The sequence below is a fragment of the Vibrio sp. 1F263 genome (genome assembly GCF_041439035.1).
GTDB classification, from domain to species: domain Bacteria; phylum Pseudomonadota; class Gammaproteobacteria; order Enterobacterales; family Vibrionaceae; genus Vibrio; species Vibrio tasmaniensis_A.
The window spans coordinates 17,820-32,992 of sequence record NZ_JBGONI010000018.1 but is presented as its reverse complement, the minus strand read 5'-3'; the positions used below and the strand labels follow the sequence as shown (position 1 = coordinate 32,992).

General features: G+C 44.0%; 16 protein-coding genes. 7 read left to right on the top strand and 9 right to left on the bottom strand.

What is annotated here, in order from left to right:
• Positions 1–45 precede the first annotated feature (45 nt).
• The 3 genes from ACED25_RS12915 to ACED25_RS12905 all read right to left on the bottom strand — a co-directional run bounded on the left by ACED25_RS12915 (position 46) and on the right by ACED25_RS12905 (position 2,407).
• On the bottom strand, positions 46–1,632 hold the full coding sequence (locus tag ACED25_RS12915) for an AbgT family transporter (protein WP_009847430.1): 1,587 nt from the start codon (positions 1,630–1,632) through the stop codon (positions 46–48).
• Positions 1,633–2,019: 387 nt separating this feature from the next.
• Complete coding sequence (gene ykgO, locus ACED25_RS12910) at positions 2,020–2,145, bottom strand: type B 50S ribosomal protein L36 (protein WP_009847431.1); 126 nt, start codon at positions 2,143–2,145, stop codon at positions 2,020–2,022.
• A gap of 1 nt (position 2,146) precedes the next feature.
• Positions 2,147–2,407 carry a type B 50S ribosomal protein L31 gene (locus tag ACED25_RS12905; protein WP_009847432.1) on the bottom strand — a complete coding sequence of 87 codons (261 nt, stop codon included), beginning with the start codon at positions 2,405–2,407 and terminating at the stop codon, positions 2,147–2,149.
• A 124-nt stretch (positions 2,408–2,531) separates the two neighbouring features.
• On the opposite strand from ACED25_RS12905, the gene tsaA reads away from it, so the two are divergent.
• The 6 genes from tsaA (at position 2,532) to ACED25_RS12875 (ending at position 7,069) form a co-directional block, all read left to right on the top strand.
• Complete coding sequence (tsaA, locus tag ACED25_RS12900; RefSeq protein ID WP_102582458.1) at positions 2,532–3,227, top strand: tRNA (N6-threonylcarbamoyladenosine(37)-N6)-methyltransferase TrmO; 696 nt, start codon at positions 2,532–2,534, stop codon at positions 3,225–3,227.
• A 101-nt stretch (positions 3,228–3,328) separates the two neighbouring features.
• Complete coding sequence (locus ACED25_RS12895; protein ID WP_371695422.1) at positions 3,329–5,044, top strand: proline--tRNA ligase; 1,716 nt, start codon at positions 3,329–3,331, stop codon at positions 5,042–5,044.
• A gap of 189 nt (positions 5,045–5,233) precedes the next feature.
• Entirely contained in the window at positions 5,234–5,923 is a 690-nt protein-coding gene (locus ACED25_RS12890) for a tellurite resistance TerB family protein (protein WP_371695421.1), read from the top strand.
• 187 nt (positions 5,924–6,110) lie between these two features.
• Positions 6,111–6,314 (top strand): YaeP family protein, encoded by a 204-nt coding sequence (locus ACED25_RS12885; protein WP_009847436.1) that lies wholly within the window; start codon positions 6,111–6,113, stop codon positions 6,312–6,314.
• 1 nt (position 6,315) lies between these two features.
• Positions 6,316–6,507 (top strand): DUF4250 domain-containing protein, encoded by a 192-nt coding sequence (locus ACED25_RS12880; protein WP_009847437.1) that lies wholly within the window; start codon positions 6,316–6,318, stop codon positions 6,505–6,507.
• Between the two features lie 235 nt (positions 6,508–6,742).
• On the top strand, positions 6,743–7,069 hold the full coding sequence (locus ACED25_RS12875) for a hypothetical protein (protein ID WP_009847438.1): 327 nt from the start codon (positions 6,743–6,745) through the stop codon (positions 7,067–7,069).
• Positions 7,070–7,307: 238 nt separating this feature from the next.
• On the opposite strand, the gene glyA is transcribed toward ACED25_RS12875, so the two are convergent.
• Positions 7,308–8,558 (bottom strand): serine hydroxymethyltransferase, encoded by a 1,251-nt coding sequence (gene glyA, locus ACED25_RS12870; RefSeq protein WP_017084166.1) that lies wholly within the window; start codon positions 8,556–8,558, stop codon positions 7,308–7,310.
• 347 nt (positions 8,559–8,905) lie between these two features.
• Here glyA and ACED25_RS12865 point away from each other — a divergent pair, with 347 nt between their 5' ends.
• Positions 8,906–9,508 (top strand): YitT family protein, encoded by a 603-nt coding sequence (locus ACED25_RS12865; protein WP_371695420.1) that lies wholly within the window; start codon positions 8,906–8,908, stop codon positions 9,506–9,508.
• A 180-nt stretch (positions 9,509–9,688) separates the two neighbouring features.
• Here the strand turns inward: ACED25_RS12865 and treC are convergent, their stop codons facing one another.
• From treC to gmhB, 5 genes are all read right to left on the bottom strand, one after another.
• The gene (gene treC / locus ACED25_RS12860) at positions 9,689–11,374 is read right to left on the bottom strand and encodes an alpha,alpha-phosphotrehalase (RefSeq protein ID WP_371695419.1); all 1,686 of its coding nucleotides are present in this window, start codon (positions 11,372–11,374) and stop codon (positions 9,689–9,691) included.
• A 122-nt stretch (positions 11,375–11,496) separates the two neighbouring features.
• On the bottom strand, positions 11,497–12,921 hold the full coding sequence (gene treB, locus ACED25_RS12855) for a PTS trehalose transporter subunit IIBC (protein ID WP_371695417.1): 1,425 nt from the start codon (positions 12,919–12,921) through the stop codon (positions 11,497–11,499).
• 204 nt (positions 12,922–13,125) lie between these two features.
• Positions 13,126–14,070: a trehalose operon repressor TreR gene (gene treR / locus ACED25_RS12850; protein WP_371695416.1), complete on the bottom strand. Its 945-nt coding sequence runs from the start codon at positions 14,068–14,070 to the stop codon at positions 13,126–13,128.
• Positions 14,071–14,160: 90 nt separating this feature from the next.
• Positions 14,161–14,502: an MliC family protein gene (locus tag ACED25_RS12845; protein ID WP_012604623.1), complete on the bottom strand. Its 342-nt coding sequence runs from the start codon at positions 14,500–14,502 to the stop codon at positions 14,161–14,163.
• Positions 14,503–14,565: 63 nt separating this feature from the next.
• On the bottom strand, positions 14,566–15,117 hold the full coding sequence (gene gmhB / locus ACED25_RS12840; RefSeq protein WP_012604624.1) for a D-glycero-beta-D-manno-heptose 1,7-bisphosphate 7-phosphatase: 552 nt from the start codon (positions 15,115–15,117) through the stop codon (positions 14,566–14,568).
• Positions 15,118–15,173 lie beyond the last annotated feature (56 nt).

The following is a 15,173-nucleotide window of genomic DNA, read 5'->3' as shown; positions in this document are numbered from 1 at the left end:
CGAGGCAGGCTTTAAAATCTAACAATATGACTTGTACTAACGTTACTACGGCGTGTAGAACGTTGCTGCACCTGGGCCTACTGGAAGACCAAATACGAACACCCATAGGTAGAACAAGATGCTCCAACCGAACATAAAGCAGATTGAGTATGGAAGCATTGTAGCAATCAGAGTACCGATACCAAGGTTCTTCATGTAACGCGTCGCTACAGCAAGAATAAGACCGAAGTAGCTCATCATTGGTGTAATGATGTTCGTCGTTGAATCACCGATACGGTAAGCAGCTTGAATCGTTTCTGGTGCGTAACCAACAAGCATTAGCATAGGTACAAAGATAGGTGCTGTTACTGCCCACTGAGCAGAAGCTGAACCGATCATTAGGTTAATGAAGCCACACATTAGGATAAATGCAAAGAACAACATTGGGCCAGTAAGACCGATATCTTGTAAGAAGCTAGCGCCACCAACAGCGATTACTTGACCAAAGTTAGTCCACTTAAAGAAAGCAACAAACTGTGCAGCAAAGAATACAAGAACAATGTACATGCCCATTGAAGACATAGACGTTGCCATCGCGTTGATCACGTCACGATCGTTCTTCATTGAACCGGTAACTTTACCGTAAACAAAACCAGGAATAGCGAAGAATACAAAGATAAACGCAACAATACTCTTCAAGAATGGAGAACCCGAAACCGTACCAGACGCTGAACGTAGAACACCGTCAGCTGGAACGATAGTCCACGCTAGAAGTGCAGAAACAGCCAATACAGCAATACCTGCTAGTTTTAGACCTTTCTTCTCAACATCCGTCAGTCTGCCCATCGAATCATTTGATAAATCTTCAGAAGCTTCTTCGTCGTTGTATTTACCCAACTTAGGTTCAACAATCTTCTCAGTTACAAATGCACCTGTAATCGCGATGAAGAAAGTAGAAACAAACATGAAGTACCAGTTTGACTCAGGACCAACCGTGTAAGACGGGTCAATCATCTGTGCCGCTGTTTCTGTAATACCAGAAAGCAGTGGGTCAACCGTACCGATAAGTAGGTTTGCAGAGTAACCACCTGACACACCAGCGAATGCCGCAGCAAGACCAGCAAGAGGGTGACGACCTAAAGAATGGAAAAGCATTGCTGCTAGTGGAATAAGTACCACATAGCCAAGCTCTGATGCTGTGTTAGAGATAATACCTGCAAACACAACCGTTACTGTAACCATGCGCTTAGAAGCACCCATTACCATGCCACGCATTGCAGCAGATAGTAGACCTGAGTGTTCAGCAATCGCTACACCAAGCATAGCAACAAGTACAGTACCTAGTGGAGCAAAACCAACAAAGTTCTTAACTAAGTTAGTCACAATAAGTTGTAGACCTTCTGCGTTAAGCAGACTTACAACGTGGATCATGCCGTCAGCAGCACGACCTTTAGCACCTTCTGGTCGAGGGTCCATAACAGACACTTCGAAGTAACCAGCAATACCTGAAGTAACGAGGATTGCTAAGCAGAAGATTGCGAAAAGAGTGATTGGGTGGGGTAATAGGTTCCCCAAATATTCAACGCCATCTAAAAAGCGAGTAAAAATAGGTTTTTTAGGCGAATTGTTTTTTATTGAAGCTGATGAACTCATCAGTTCCCTCCTTGTAGTGATTCCTGTGCAATTGTGACAAAGATGTTTAAATTGCCCGCGCAGATTACTCGACAAAAGGGTCAATTAGAAATCGCAAATGTTACAAAGTGTGTAACAAACCATTCTTTTTAACTTAATAAAAACAAAAAATTAGCAAATAACTCCAATTAAAGTATGAAAGTTAGGTTTATAATTGGTATGGATGCATTCATTCGGTTTATGCTTGCGCTTGTAAGCCATTGATAAAGTGACAAATAAGAAACAACGTACGCTAAGTGAGCACATACTCTCCTACAAAGTTCCTCTCGAAGGAAAAGAAAAACAGACAAATGAATGAAGTTTGACTTTCCCCTCGTTTTTACACTCATGTCACATCAAATTGACTGACTATTTTTGAACCGCTTTGAATCTCGGGTTGGATTTACAGATGACATAGAGACGGCCTCTACGCTTTACTATTTGGCAATCTGGGTGACGGCTTTTCGCACTTTTCAGTGATTTCACAACTTTCATTCTATTTCGCTCCCTTACCTAATTGACCAAAACGACGAGTGAAGTTCGCAACGCGTCCCTCTTTATGTAGCACTCGCTGTTTACCCGTATAGAAAGGATGCGACTTTGACGACACCTCAATCGTGAAGTAAGGATAAGTATTTCCGTCTTCCCATTCGATAGTGCGATCTGTTTTCAATGTAGATCCGATTAAGAAGTACTCATCGACACTGGTGTCATGAAAAACCACGGGGCGGTAATCAGGGTGGATATTCGGTTTCATTGTATTTCCCTTAAATGGCTAATTTGATACGTTATAACATATCAAATGATAATTATTATCAAAAGAAAAACAAGTGATTTTATGATATTTTTCCGTCTTAACTGAAACCAGAGAACACCTTGCTATGTACACCATTGAACCTGTTGGCTTTATTGAGTCTCCTTATAAAGAGAAGTTCGCTGTGCCAAGACAGCCTAGGTTAGTACCCACTTCTACCTCAAGAGTCAGGCTAGTTGAAGCAGCGAACTGCCTTGAGTCTGTTCGTAATATTGAACAATTTAGCCATGTGTGGTTGTTGTTTTTGTTCGATAAGAACCTTGAAGCAGGATGGAAACCAACCGTGAGGCCACCTCGCCTTGGCGGGAACGAACGTATTGGTGTATTCGCGTCTCGTGCCACATTCAGACCGAATGGAATAGGCATGTCTGCAGTTGAACTCAAAGGGGTATCTCAAGAAAAGGGACAAACTTGGTTGGACTTGGGCAGTGTTGATCTCGTTGACGGCACACCGATCATCGACATCAAACCTTATATCCCCTACTCGGATTCAATTCCCGATGCACTAGGGGGGTTTGCCGCCGATGAACCAGCAGTGCTCGACGTTAACTTCTCGCAACAAGCGCAAAGTAAGCTCGCAAGCCACCCACAAGCACGCCATATCATTCAGGTGATCAAAGAAGTATTAGGCCAAGATCCTCGCCCTGCCTATAAGAAAGGTAAGCCTGACAACAAGGAATATGCGGTAAATTTGTTCGATCTTAACGTGAAATTCGTGGTTGAAACGCTTTTCATCAATGTAACTGACATTGAACGCTTTTGAGATCCCAAATAGGCTGATATTATATGCGGCTATATCAGATTTGCTGTTGTCATTAACCACAGCAAGTTTTCTTTTATCAATGATGAAACGGATACCATAGAATGCGTACCAGTAACTACCTTCTTTCTACTCTGAAAGAGACTCCAAACGACGCAGAAGTTATCAGCCACCAGCTGATGCTACGTGCAGGTATGATCCGTAAGCTAGCTTCAGGTTTATATACTTGGCTACCTACTGGTCTACGTGTACTGCGTAAAGTCGAAAATATCGTTCGCCAAGAGATCGATAATGCAGGTGCCGTTGAAATCTTGATGCCCGTAGTTCAACCGTTTGAGCTTTGGGAAGAGACTGGCCGTTCTGAAAAGATGGGTCCTGAGCTACTTCGTTTCACAGACCGTCATTCTCGTCCGTTTGTTCTTAGCCCAACAGCTGAAGAAGTTGTGACGAGCCTAGTACGTAACGAGATCAGCTCTTACAAACAGCTTCCTCTAAACCTGTACCAAATCCAGACTAAATTCCGTGATGAACGCCGCCCTCGTTTTGGCGTAATGCGTGCACGTGAATTCTCGATGATGGATGCGTACAGCTTTGATATCGATAAAGAAGGCTTAGAAAAGTCTTACCAAGCAATGCATGATGCTTACTGTAAAGCATTCGACCGCATGGGCCTTGAGTACCGTCCAGTATTAGCAGACTCTGGCGCAATCGGCGGCAGCGGATCTCAAGAGTTCCACGTTCTTGCTGAAAGCGGCGAAGACCTAATCGCATTCTCTTCAGAATCTGATTACGCAGCGAACATCGAGAAAGCAGAAGCACTTGCTCCAACGACTGAAGCGGCAGCGCCAACTCAAGAGATGGAACTGGTTGATACGCCAAACGCAAAAACAATCGCAGAACTTGTAGAGCAACACGGCCTAGCAATCGAGAAGACAGTTAAGACTCTATTCGTTAAAGCTTCTGATGAAGTAGACGCTGATATCATCGCGCTAATCATCCGTGGCGACCACGAGCTTAACGAAGTGAAAGCAGAGAACCTTCCACAGATTGCTTCTCCACTAGAGATGGCTTCTGAAGAAGAAATCCGTGCACTTGTTGGTGCAGGTCCTGGTTCACTTGGCCCTGTTGGTCTAGAGCTACCATTCATCGTTGACCGCTCTGTTGCTGTAATGAGCGACTTCGGTGCTGGTGCAAACGTAGACGGTAAGCACTACTTCGGTATTAACTGGGGTCGTGACGTTGAGCTTGCTCAAGTTGAAGACCTACGTAACGTAGTTGAAGGCGACCTTAGCCCATGTGGTCAAGGTACCATCCAACTTAAGCGCGGTATAGAAGTTGGTCACATCTTCCAACTAGGTAATACTTACTCTAAAGCAATGAACTGTAACGTGCTTGGTCCTGATGGTAAGAGCGTAATCCTAGAAATGGGTTGTTACGGTATCGGTGTTTCACGTGTTGTTGCATCTGCTATCGAGCAAAACCACGATAAATTCGGTATCACTTGGCCAGACGCACTAGCACCATTCCAAGTTGCTATCGTACCAATGAACATGCACAAATCTGAGCGCGTTAAAGAAGCCGCTGAGAAGCTATACGCTGAATTAACGGCTATGGGAATCGAAGTACTATTTGATGACCGTAAAGAGCGCCCAGGTGTTATGTTTAAAGATATCGAGCTAGTGGGTATCCCTCACACTATCGTTATCGGTGATCGCAGCATGGACGAAGGTAACTTCGAATACAAAAACCGTCGTACTGGTGATAAAGAAGCAATCGCTATGGACACGGTTATCGAGCACCTTACAGCTCAACTAGCTTAGTAATCCGATTACTCGCTAGATAAACATTGAAAGGCTACCATTAGGTGGCCTTTTTTGTGCCTGTCGTTTCTCTTCAAACTCCCTTCTATTTATCACCAGAGTAAATAACGTAAGTTAATCCCCTGTTCATCTTTAAATCCGTATATTGGGTTCATCAACTCTTTAGACACGATTACATTGGAGGTATCAATGGATATCAAAAGCTTACTTAACCAAGCACTTAAGTCAGATCTCGTTAAACAAGGTACTCAGAAGTTTTCCCAAGGCTCTTCAAGTTTAAGTGGCCTAACTCAAGGCGGCAGTGGTAAGAATATCAACAAAAGCACGCTCGGAGCCTTCGGCGCAGGCGCAGTTGGCGGCGGACTCTTAGGTGCGTTAATGGGCTCTAAGAAAACCAAGAAAATGGGTAAGAAAGCCGCTGGTATTGGTGGCGCAGCGGCACTTGGCGCACTCGCTTACAAGGTCTATAACGACTATCAGTCTAAACAAGGCCAAGCACCGAATTCCGAACAAGCTCAATTTGATGAGAACGACTCAAACCATAGTGTGCTGATTCTAAGATCGATGATTGCTGCGTCCAAAGCCGATGGTCATGTCGATGAAGAGGAGATGGCAAAGATCGAGCAAGCGGTCGAAAATATGGGCGCCGATTATCAACTGACTAAATTGGTCTCTGAAGAGCTGCATAAACCACTCGATCCAAGTGAAATTGCTCAATTAGCAACGTCACCTCAACAAGCGAGTGAGATCTACTTAGCCTCTTTGATTGTAGCGGATGAGCAGAACTTTATGGAGAAGGCTTACCTCAAAGAGTTAGCAAAGCAGCTCAACTTAGCTGATGAGGTCACTTATCAGCTTGAACAGCAGATCTCTAGTTAAGCGGTAATTATCAGGCGAATCAGTAAATATCACGCTAAGTAACAAGTTAGCAAAGTGATACATTGAGCATCAACAGAATGAGATATTGAGCAAGAACAAACTAACTCGGAACTTAGTCAGATCCACTTTGTTTTTGCTTATCTCTATGTGTATATTGAGATCAGTTATCATTTGGTTAGGTATAAAAATGAAAGTATACGATTGTTGTGATTTGGTGCGTGAACTGTATTCTCAAATTGGCAGTGGCGACCAAGGCTATATCCCTAAAGCGATCACCTGCGCGGTAAAAACATTGAACGACCTTGCTGCAGATGAATCTCTTCCTAAAGAAGCAAGAGATCGTGCTGCATTTGCCGCAGCGAATCTACTGATCTCAGATTTCGAGGACTAATATGAACCTCGCTAACTTTGAAAAGATGGATCCTGTGATGTTGATGAGCATCGTCAACATGAAACTGCGTGACGATTTCGGCGGTGACTTGGATCGAGTAGTCAACTTCTATGAAATCGACAAAGCGGCATTGACTGCAAAACTTGCGTCTGCCGGTTTTGAGTTTCTTCCTGAAGCCAAACAGTTTCGGTAGTAATTAAGAACAAACTTAATTTTAAAGACCAACCTCCGTGTTGGTTTTTTTATTTTTGGTCGGGTACATAATAGGCTAAAGACGAATAAACTTATTAGAAATTATCTGGTTGCGCCTATACTTTTATATCCTAGAGTCAGCGAACGCGCCTTGAATCAAAGCGTGTTGTTGTATAGGCTACTCCAAACAGCATATAAAACTCATCACCAAATTCGATGATATCGAAGGACTAACAATGAAAAGACTCGGACTTTTAGCCGTTATCGCAGCCGTATTTACCGCAGGTTGTGCTTCAAATACTCAACAAGACAACTTCCGTGAAGCCTCTTTTGAGCTGTGTAATACTGAAGTCGATATCTACTCTGTAAGCCATGATGAAAGAGTACGTATCGTCTGCTCTGACGGCTCTAAATTTGCCTTAAACAGTGAAGATACACTAGAAATTATGCGCGATATCAACATCGACTATTGTGATGGCGAAGGCTTAGGTAAATTCAACGAAAGCCGTCACTACTACTCTTTCAAGTGTAAGTCAGGCACCCTACTTAGCATTAAAAAGTAGAAGCGACACAACAAGAAAGCAATAAAGGGTTGATGTGAAAGCATTAACCCTTTTTAGTACCTGCCTTTCTGTATTCTCAGATAACCTAAATCTCATACCTACAGATACAAAAAAGGCCCCAAAAGGGACCTTTAAATCAATTTCAAAGTAGTCGTTTGAAATTCTAGGAGAGCACGCGGAGCTTACGGATGTAAGTGAGCATGCTCGACAACGAAGTTCAAATTACTACGCAGAAAAATTAAGCGTAAACAGGTAGACGCTTACAGATTTCTAACACTTTCGCTTTAGTTGCTTCGATAACAGACTCATCACCCATGTTATCTAGGATGTCACACATCCAACCTGCTAGCTCTTTCGCGTCTGCTTCTGAGAAACCGCGACGAGTGATAGAAGGAGAACCGATACGGATACCAGAAGTAACGAACGGGCTACGTGGATCGTTTGGTACTGAGTTCTTGTTAACTGTGATGTTAGCTGAACCTAGTGCTGCATCTGCTTCTTTACCTGTGATGTCTTTGTCGATTAGATCAACTAGGAACAGGTGGTTCTCTGTAGAACCTGAAACGATGTTGTAACCGCGTGCTAAGAATTCAGCAACCATTGCTTTTGCGTTAGCCACTACGCGAGCTTGGTATTCTTTGAACTCTGGTTCTAGAGCTTCTTTGAACGCTACTGCTTTACCAGCGATAACGTGCATTAGAGGGCCACCTTGACCGCCTGGGAATACTGCTGAGTTCAGCTTCTTGTAAAGATCTTCGCCTTCGTTAGAAAGGATAAGACCACCACGAGGACCAGCAAGCGTTTTGTGCGTTGTTGTTGTAACAACGTGAGCGTGTGGAACTGGGTTAGGGTAAACACCTGCAGCGATAAGGCCAGCAACGTGCGCCATATCTACGAAGAAATAAGCACCTACTTTGTCAGCGATTTCACGCATGCGCGCCCAGTCACAAACTTGAGAGTAAGCAGAGAAACCACCGATGATCATCTTAGGTTTGTGCTCGATAGCTAGCGCTTCCATCTCTTCGTAATCGATTTGACCTGCTTCATCGATACCGTAAGGGATAATGTTGTAAAGCTTACCAGAGAAGTTTACCGGAGAACCGTGAGTTAGGTGACCACCGTGCGCTAGGCTCATGCCTAGAACAGTATCGCCAGCATTCAGTAGTGCCATGTATACAGCGTTGTTTGCTTGAGAACCTGAGTGAGGTTGTACGTTCGCGTATTGAGCGCCAAACAGTTCACATGCACGTTCGATTGCTAGAGTTTCAACTTTATCTACGAACTCACAACCACCGTAGTAACGCTTACCAGGGTAGCCTTCAGCGTATTTGTTTGTAAGTTGAGAACCTTGAGCTTCCATTACACGTGGGCTTGTGTAGTTTTCTGAAGCGATAAGTTCGATGTGCTCTTCCTGACGAAGAGTTTCTTCTTGGATAGCTGCGAATAGGTCCGCATCGTAATCAGCAATGTTCATGTCACGCTTAAGCATCTGTATCTCCTGACTCAGATTGTACTGAAAGTTTCAAAAAAACCACACAACGACCGAAAGCAAACGTTTCCGTCACCGTTTTGATGTGACGCATTCTACATAATTTGATCTAGGTCATAAAGAGCTAATTGCAATTTTATCATGCAGTTTTTTCATAATCACAAATAAGATTCATCATGGTTATTGAGCTTATCCAACCAAAGATGACGCTTACTGTCAATTTTACGCTTTACACCCTGTAAAACGCAGATTACATAGGTTTACCTTAATTTTGCACCTCAAGCTACCGAAAGCTAAGGTTTTTCTCTACTATGCACGCCTTTATTGGTTAGGTAATTATAAAAACGATGGAAAAACACTCACGTAAAGAAGATTGGGTAGCCATTCTTACTGGCACGTTTTTAGTGGCGTTAGGCGTCTTCTTTTTACAGTCAGCAAATCTGCTTACCGGTGGTACTACTGGCTTGGCTCTGCTTTTGAGTCAATTCTTACCTGTAACCTTTGGTATTTTGTACTTTGTTGCCAACTGTCCATTCTATTTATTAGCTTGGAAACGATTTGGTCGTAGCTTTGCCATTAGCAGTGCAATTGCTGGCGCTTTAGTGTCTGTTTTTGCCGATCATTTATACCTAGTTATCTCACTAGAAGTTCATAACGAAATCTACTGTGCTGTTGCTGGTGGCTTACTAATGGGCTTAGGTATGCTAATCCTATTCCGTCATCGCTCAAGCTTGGGTGGCTTCAACGTACTGTGTTTGTTTATCCAAGACCGCTACGGTATATCAGTAGGAAAAACTCAGATGTGCATTGATGCTTGTATTCTGTTTGCATCCTTCTTCTTTGTATCACCTTGGGTGATTACCGTATCTGTATTAGGCACCGCAGTATTGAACATCGTATTGGCAATGAACCACAAACCAACTCGCTACTCGGTGAATTACGCGTCTTAGCGTTCATTACCTGCTCTGTCGTTACTGGCACTCGATACGCAAGTTTTTCGCAAGCAAACTCGAGGCACGATTAATCCATACATCAGTAAAACAAAAAGGCTTTGGGAAGCACTCCAAAGCCTTTGTAGAGGCCTAATTCTTAAGGGGAATAGAATTAGGTTTATTGAAATAGTAACGAGGCTAATCTTCAATCAAGAGAATACGAGTCTCGTAAGGTCGCAAAACTTGATGATGAGATGCCACTAAACTCTCGCTCACTTGATAATTAGACAACAAGCTCTTAGCCTTCGCCATCTCAAAACGTTCAGGTAAAACGCATTCAGCCTCTTTACCATAATAGTTGTTAATGCACAGTAGAGTTTGCCCTTCACTCTCACGAACATACGCAAATAAAGATGAATGCTCAGGCAATAGATCTTGATAGCTGCCATCCGTAATCACCGGTAGCTGTTTACGTAACTCAATCAAAGCCTTGTAGAAGTAAAATACAGAGTCTTTATCTTCCAACGCTTGCTCGGCGTTGATTTCAGTGTAGTTATTCGCCACATCAAGCCATGGTTGAGCTTGTGAGAATCCGGCGTAGGGCTCACTGTTCCACTGCATTGGAGTACGAGAGTTATCACGAGATTTCTGCGCTAAGATCGCCATCATATCTTGATGCGCCACACCATCACGGTTCACCATGATGCCGTACATGTTGGTGCTCTCTACATCACGATACTGGCTGATCTCGGTGTAACCCGGGTTGGTCATGCCAATCTCTTCACCTTGATAGATATAAGGTGTGCCTTGCATCATGTGAACCGAGGCGGCAAGCATCTTGGCTGATTCAGCGCGATATTGTTGATCGTTACCTAAGCGGCTCACCACTCGTGGTTGGTCATGGTTACACCAGAATAGTGCGCCCCACCCTTTTCCGTTTAAGCCAGTTTGCCAATGATTGAAGATCGACTTGAGCTGTAAGAAATCAAACGGCGCATTGGTCCACTTTTCACCATTAGTGTAATCAACCTTAAGGTGATGGAAGTTAAACACCATTGATAGCTCGCTGTTATCAACGTTTGAGTATTGCTGACAATGTTCCAACGTGGTTGAAGACATCTCACCTACGGTTACGCTACCGTATTTTTGGAATACCGCTTCGCTGATCTCTTTCAGGTATTCGTGCACTCGTGGGCCATCGGTATAGAAACGGCGACCATCACCGATATCATCATTTGGGAAGTCTTGCTGCTTTGAAATCAGGTTGATTACGTCCAAGCGAAAACCATCGACGCCCTTCTCAGCCCAGAAGCTGATGACATCTTTTACTTCTTCACGTACAACCGGATTCTCCCAGTTAAGGTCGGCCTGTTCTTTCGCAAATAAATGCAGGAAGTATTGCCCAGTGGCCTTATCCATTTCCCATGCATTACCACCGAATTTAGACTGCCAGTTGGTTGGTGCTTGGCCGTTCACAGGGTCTTTCCAGATGTAGTAATCGCGGTATGGGCTGTTTTTGTCACCCAATGCAGACTGAAACCATGCATGCTCTGTTGAAGTATGGTTGACCACAATATCCATCACGATGCGAATGCCACGTTGGTGCGCTTCAGACAATAATAAGTCGAAGTCTTCCATAGTGCCGAATTGAGGGTTAATCGCGTAGTAGTCTGAGATATCGTAACCATTGTCGATCATGGGTGACGCGTAAACTGGGGTTAGCCAAATCGCATCGACACTCAAATGTTTGAGGTAATCCAGTTTCGAAATGATCCCTTTGATATCGCCAGTACCCTTACTGCCACTGTCGCAGAAGCTCTTTGGGTAGATTTGATAGATGGTCGCGGTTTTCCACCAGCTTTCATCATGTTCAGTCATCGCCATCTCTAACACTCACTTACCAGAAAATATAAAATAAAAATCACCATGCAAATCATGGTCGAATAGCCGTTATGACTAAGAGAAAAAGCGATAACTCACATTGGACTCATCGCTTATTAAATGTATTACGCGTTGGCGGTTTCTAACTCACCCTTGGATTGGGCTCGCTTGTAGAAGAACAGGGTTAGCGTGATAGGCAATACTATCGCCACTAGCATCGCGACTAGGTAAATCGACCAATATTGAGGTTGAATCGATAAGATGCCCGGCAAGCCACCAACACCGATACCATTCGCCATCACACCTGCGCTGCCACAGATTGCAGCCGCTGCGGCACTGCCGATCATTGCGCTCAGCATTGGGAATTTGTATTTAAGGTTGATGCCGTACATCGCTGGTTCCGTCACACCTAAGTACGCAGAGATTGCCGCAGGTACCGAGATGTCTCGTTCGCCTTCGCGCTTACTCAAAATAATGATGCCGACAACCGCTGAAGCTTGTGCAATGTTTGATAGCGCAATCAAAGGCCAGATTGGTGTGCCACCTAAGTCTTGCATTAGTTGTAAGTCCACAGCGTTGGTTGTGTGGTGAATACCCGTGATAACCAAAGGTGCGTATAAGAAGCCAAAGACTACAGACCCAAGAATGGCGAAGTCACCAGTCATTGCCACTTTAGCCGCGAATGCCACACCATCACCTAACATACGACCGAATGGGCCAATGAAAGCGTGAGCCAGAATCACAGACAAGATGATCGAGACAAATGGCACGACAACTAGGTACAGATAAGAAGGTACAATGCGTTTAAGGTTGGTCTCAATGAAGGCCAGAGCCACACCCGCTAACATCGCAGGGATCACCTGAGCTTGATAACCGACCTTCTCAATCACGAACAAGCCAAAGTCCCACACTTCAGGCACCGACTTACCTATCATGTAAGCGTTCATCAATTGTGGGGAAACCAAGGTCACACCGAGCGTGATACCCAAAATAGGGGTTCCGCCGAGTTTCTTAACCGTCGCCCAACACACACCAACCGGTAGGAAGAAGAAAATCGCTTCGCCAATCAACCATAAGAAAGAGTGAACGGTTGCCCAAAATTGGCTGATCTCAACCAAGGTTTTGCCGTCGAACATGCGAATGTCGCCAATCACATTACGGAAACCAAGAATCAAACCACCAGTAATAATGGCAGGCAGCAGTGGTACGAAAATTTCGGCTAAATGGGAGATACCACGCTCAAGGAAGTTCATGTTCTGGCGAGCAGCCAACTTCGCCTCATCTTTTGATGATGCATCTTTGCCAGTTTGCTCAATCAAAAGTGCGTACACCTCATCAACCTCGGTGCCAATAACCACTTGGAATTGACCTGCGTTAGTAAAGCAACCTTTTACCAGCTTAAGCTTCTCTAATTCTGCTTTGTTCGCTTTTTCTGTATCATTCAATACAAAACGCAGTCGAGTCAGACAATGGCTGACACTCGCAATATTCTCTTCGCCACCGACTAACTCGATAAGACGCGCAACGTCTTGCTTCGCTATCTTACTCATACTACCCCACCCTGGTTTCATTCAATTACTCATCTAAACCATGCAGCTATAACCACTCGGATTTAGATTTATGGGAACATTCCCAATTACGGTTATTATAATGCCCACATGAATGATAAATTAAAATGGGAACAGTCCCATTAATTGAAAGAGATCACACTCTAATTTTAATCTAAGCAGTTCAATTTCGCTTGATTGACTGGATTATAGAATAGGTGATTGAGTGTGATGAGAGATCTCTGCATTGCCTAAAAGCTGAGAGATCAATAAATTAGCGGCCAACTTACCCGCAGATTGATACCCAGGATCAATGCTAAATACTCGCGGGAACAAGAAAGAGAGAAGATCATTGCCACCAACACCGGTCACCACTACATCTTCACGTTGCAGCTCTTGCAGACGTTTGATTACGCCAAGAGCCAATGTGTCACTGGCACAAACAATCGCTTGAGTCGTAGGAGCGAGCACCTCATCCACCAGCTGATAAGCACTTTCATGATGAAGTTGACCAGTACGATAGTTGGCAATCACTCCAGCGCTTTCACACCAATCTAGATAGGCCTTAAGACGCAGTTCACCGGTTGATTTGTCGCTAGGATCAACGCCAATGAAACCAACCTCAGAGATTTCCTGCTCTGCTAGATGCGTTAACGCACTATTGATCACCTGTTGGTTATCATAGTTAATCGACGTCACGTTCTCGGTATCCAGAGCAATCACCACCGCTTTGTGTTCCCAAGCTTCAATGGCAGGAATATCACAGTCAGTAAAGCCAAACACAATGATGCCATCTACATTGCGACGCTTGAGAACCTGCAGATGCTCATTGGCTTTTTCTCTATCAAGCTGACTTTCCATGATCACGACATCGTAATCCGCTCGATACAATTCGGCCAGCATCGTACTTACCGCTTTGTTTTCAGAGGGGGAATCCAGACGAGAGATGATGACACCGATGACTTTTTGACTGCCACCACGCATCGACTGCGCAGACTTCGAAGGCGTGTACCCAGATTCTTGAATTACTCTTTCCACCCTTTCACGGGTTTCAGGTTTTACTTTGGGATCATTGGTCAGAACGCGAGATACGGTAGACTTACCAACACCGGACAGCTTAGCAATATCGAGAATAGTGAGTTTTTTGCTCATAAAAAGTCTGACGTTAAAGGGAAGAGAAAGAAAAAGTGAGGGCGAACTCCCTCACTTAACTGTTTGTAAATCCTAGTCGTTCACTATGACCTACTTTCGGCAGTTTTTATAGATAACACGACCAAGTTCTAGACGTGCATTGTCACCTTTAGTTCGTAAAGTTACGCTATTGATCAGTTCAGAGGTTCCATCATCTAAGATGTACTTCGTTCCTGAGCCTGCCGCTATTTGAGTGAGGCGATATTCATTCTCGGGTAAACGTAATACCGCTTTTTCATCACCAAGGTAAGCGACCTTAAATGAAGCGTCAGACTCACATTGATAAATCACGAATTGATCGTCCGATACTGCGCTCTCAGTCTCAGGAGCTGCTGATTTAGAGCATCCGAATAACGCTACCGTACATAGAGATGCTATCAACAATGCTTTCATACTGCGTTCCTCATCTTTATATAGTGAATAACACTTATATCTAAGTGAAAGAGACTTAGTGTCTTAACCTTTTAAGAATGCTGGTACATCTTTAATACTGTCAAGCACGACACTTGCAAGCGCTTCACCTTTTTCAGTGATTGGCTTACCGGTTCTTACCAGTACTTTAGTGCCAACACCCGCCGCTTCTGCAGCCATCATGTCTTCAGCTTTATCGCCGATCATGACCGAGTTAGCCATATCAATCTTCAGAAAGTCACGCGCAGAAATGAACATGCCTGGCTTTGGTTTACGACATTCACAATCTTGTTTGTAGTCACCAACACCGTGCTCAGCGTGGTGCGGGCAGTAATAAATACCATCTAGCTCAACGCCGTTATCAACAAAGTTCCAATCCATCCACTGCGTTAGAGAAAGAAAACGGTCTTCACTAAACATGCCGCGAGCAATACCAGATTGGTTGGTCACTAACACCAATAAATAACCCATATCTTTAAACGCTTTCGCCGCTTCAAACACACCATCGATGTATTCAAAGTCATGTTCATCATGTACGTAGCCGTGATCAACGTTAATCACACCATCACGATCTAAAAAAACAGCAGGTTTAGACAAAATTCAGTTCTCTATCAACTCTCTATTAATCATTAATTATTACACGCTTTATTTGC

Coding starts and splice junctions, on each gene's coding strand:
- ACED25_RS12915 (WP_009847430.1), bottom strand. CDS start 1,632: ATGAGTTCATCAGCTTCAATAAAAAACAATTCGCCTAAAAAACCTATT.
- ykgO (WP_009847431.1), bottom strand. CDS start 2,145: ATGAAAGTTGTGAAATCACTGAAAAGTGCGAAAAGCCGTCACCCAGAT.
- ACED25_RS12905 (WP_009847432.1), bottom strand. CDS start 2,407: ATGAAACCGAATATCCACCCTGATTACCGCCCCGTGGTTTTTCATGAC.
- tsaA (WP_102582458.1), top strand. CDS start 2,532: ATGTACACCATTGAACCTGTTGGCTTTATTGAGTCTCCTTATAAAGAG.
- ACED25_RS12895 (WP_371695422.1), top strand. CDS start 3,329: ATGCGTACCAGTAACTACCTTCTTTCTACTCTGAAAGAGACTCCAAAC.
- ACED25_RS12890 (WP_371695421.1), top strand. CDS start 5,234: ATGGATATCAAAAGCTTACTTAACCAAGCACTTAAGTCAGATCTCGTT.
- ACED25_RS12885 (WP_009847436.1), top strand. CDS start 6,111: ATGAAAGTATACGATTGTTGTGATTTGGTGCGTGAACTGTATTCTCAA.
- ACED25_RS12880 (WP_009847437.1), top strand. CDS start 6,316: ATGAACCTCGCTAACTTTGAAAAGATGGATCCTGTGATGTTGATGAGC.
- ACED25_RS12875 (WP_009847438.1), top strand. CDS start 6,743: ATGAAAAGACTCGGACTTTTAGCCGTTATCGCAGCCGTATTTACCGCA.
- glyA (WP_017084166.1), bottom strand. CDS start 8,558: ATGCTTAAGCGTGACATGAACATTGCTGATTACGATGCGGACCTATTC.
- ACED25_RS12865 (WP_371695420.1), top strand. CDS start 8,906: ATGGAAAAACACTCACGTAAAGAAGATTGGGTAGCCATTCTTACTGGC.
- treC (WP_371695419.1), bottom strand. CDS start 11,374: ATGGCGATGACTGAACATGATGAAAGCTGGTGGAAAACCGCGACCATC.
- treB (WP_371695417.1), bottom strand. CDS start 12,921: ATGAGTAAGATAGCGAAGCAAGACGTTGCGCGTCTTATCGAGTTAGTC.
- treR (WP_371695416.1), bottom strand. CDS start 14,070: ATGAGCAAAAAACTCACTATTCTCGATATTGCTAAGCTGTCCGGTGTT.
- ACED25_RS12845 (WP_012604623.1), bottom strand. CDS start 14,502: ATGAAAGCATTGTTGATAGCATCTCTATGTACGGTAGCGTTATTCGGA.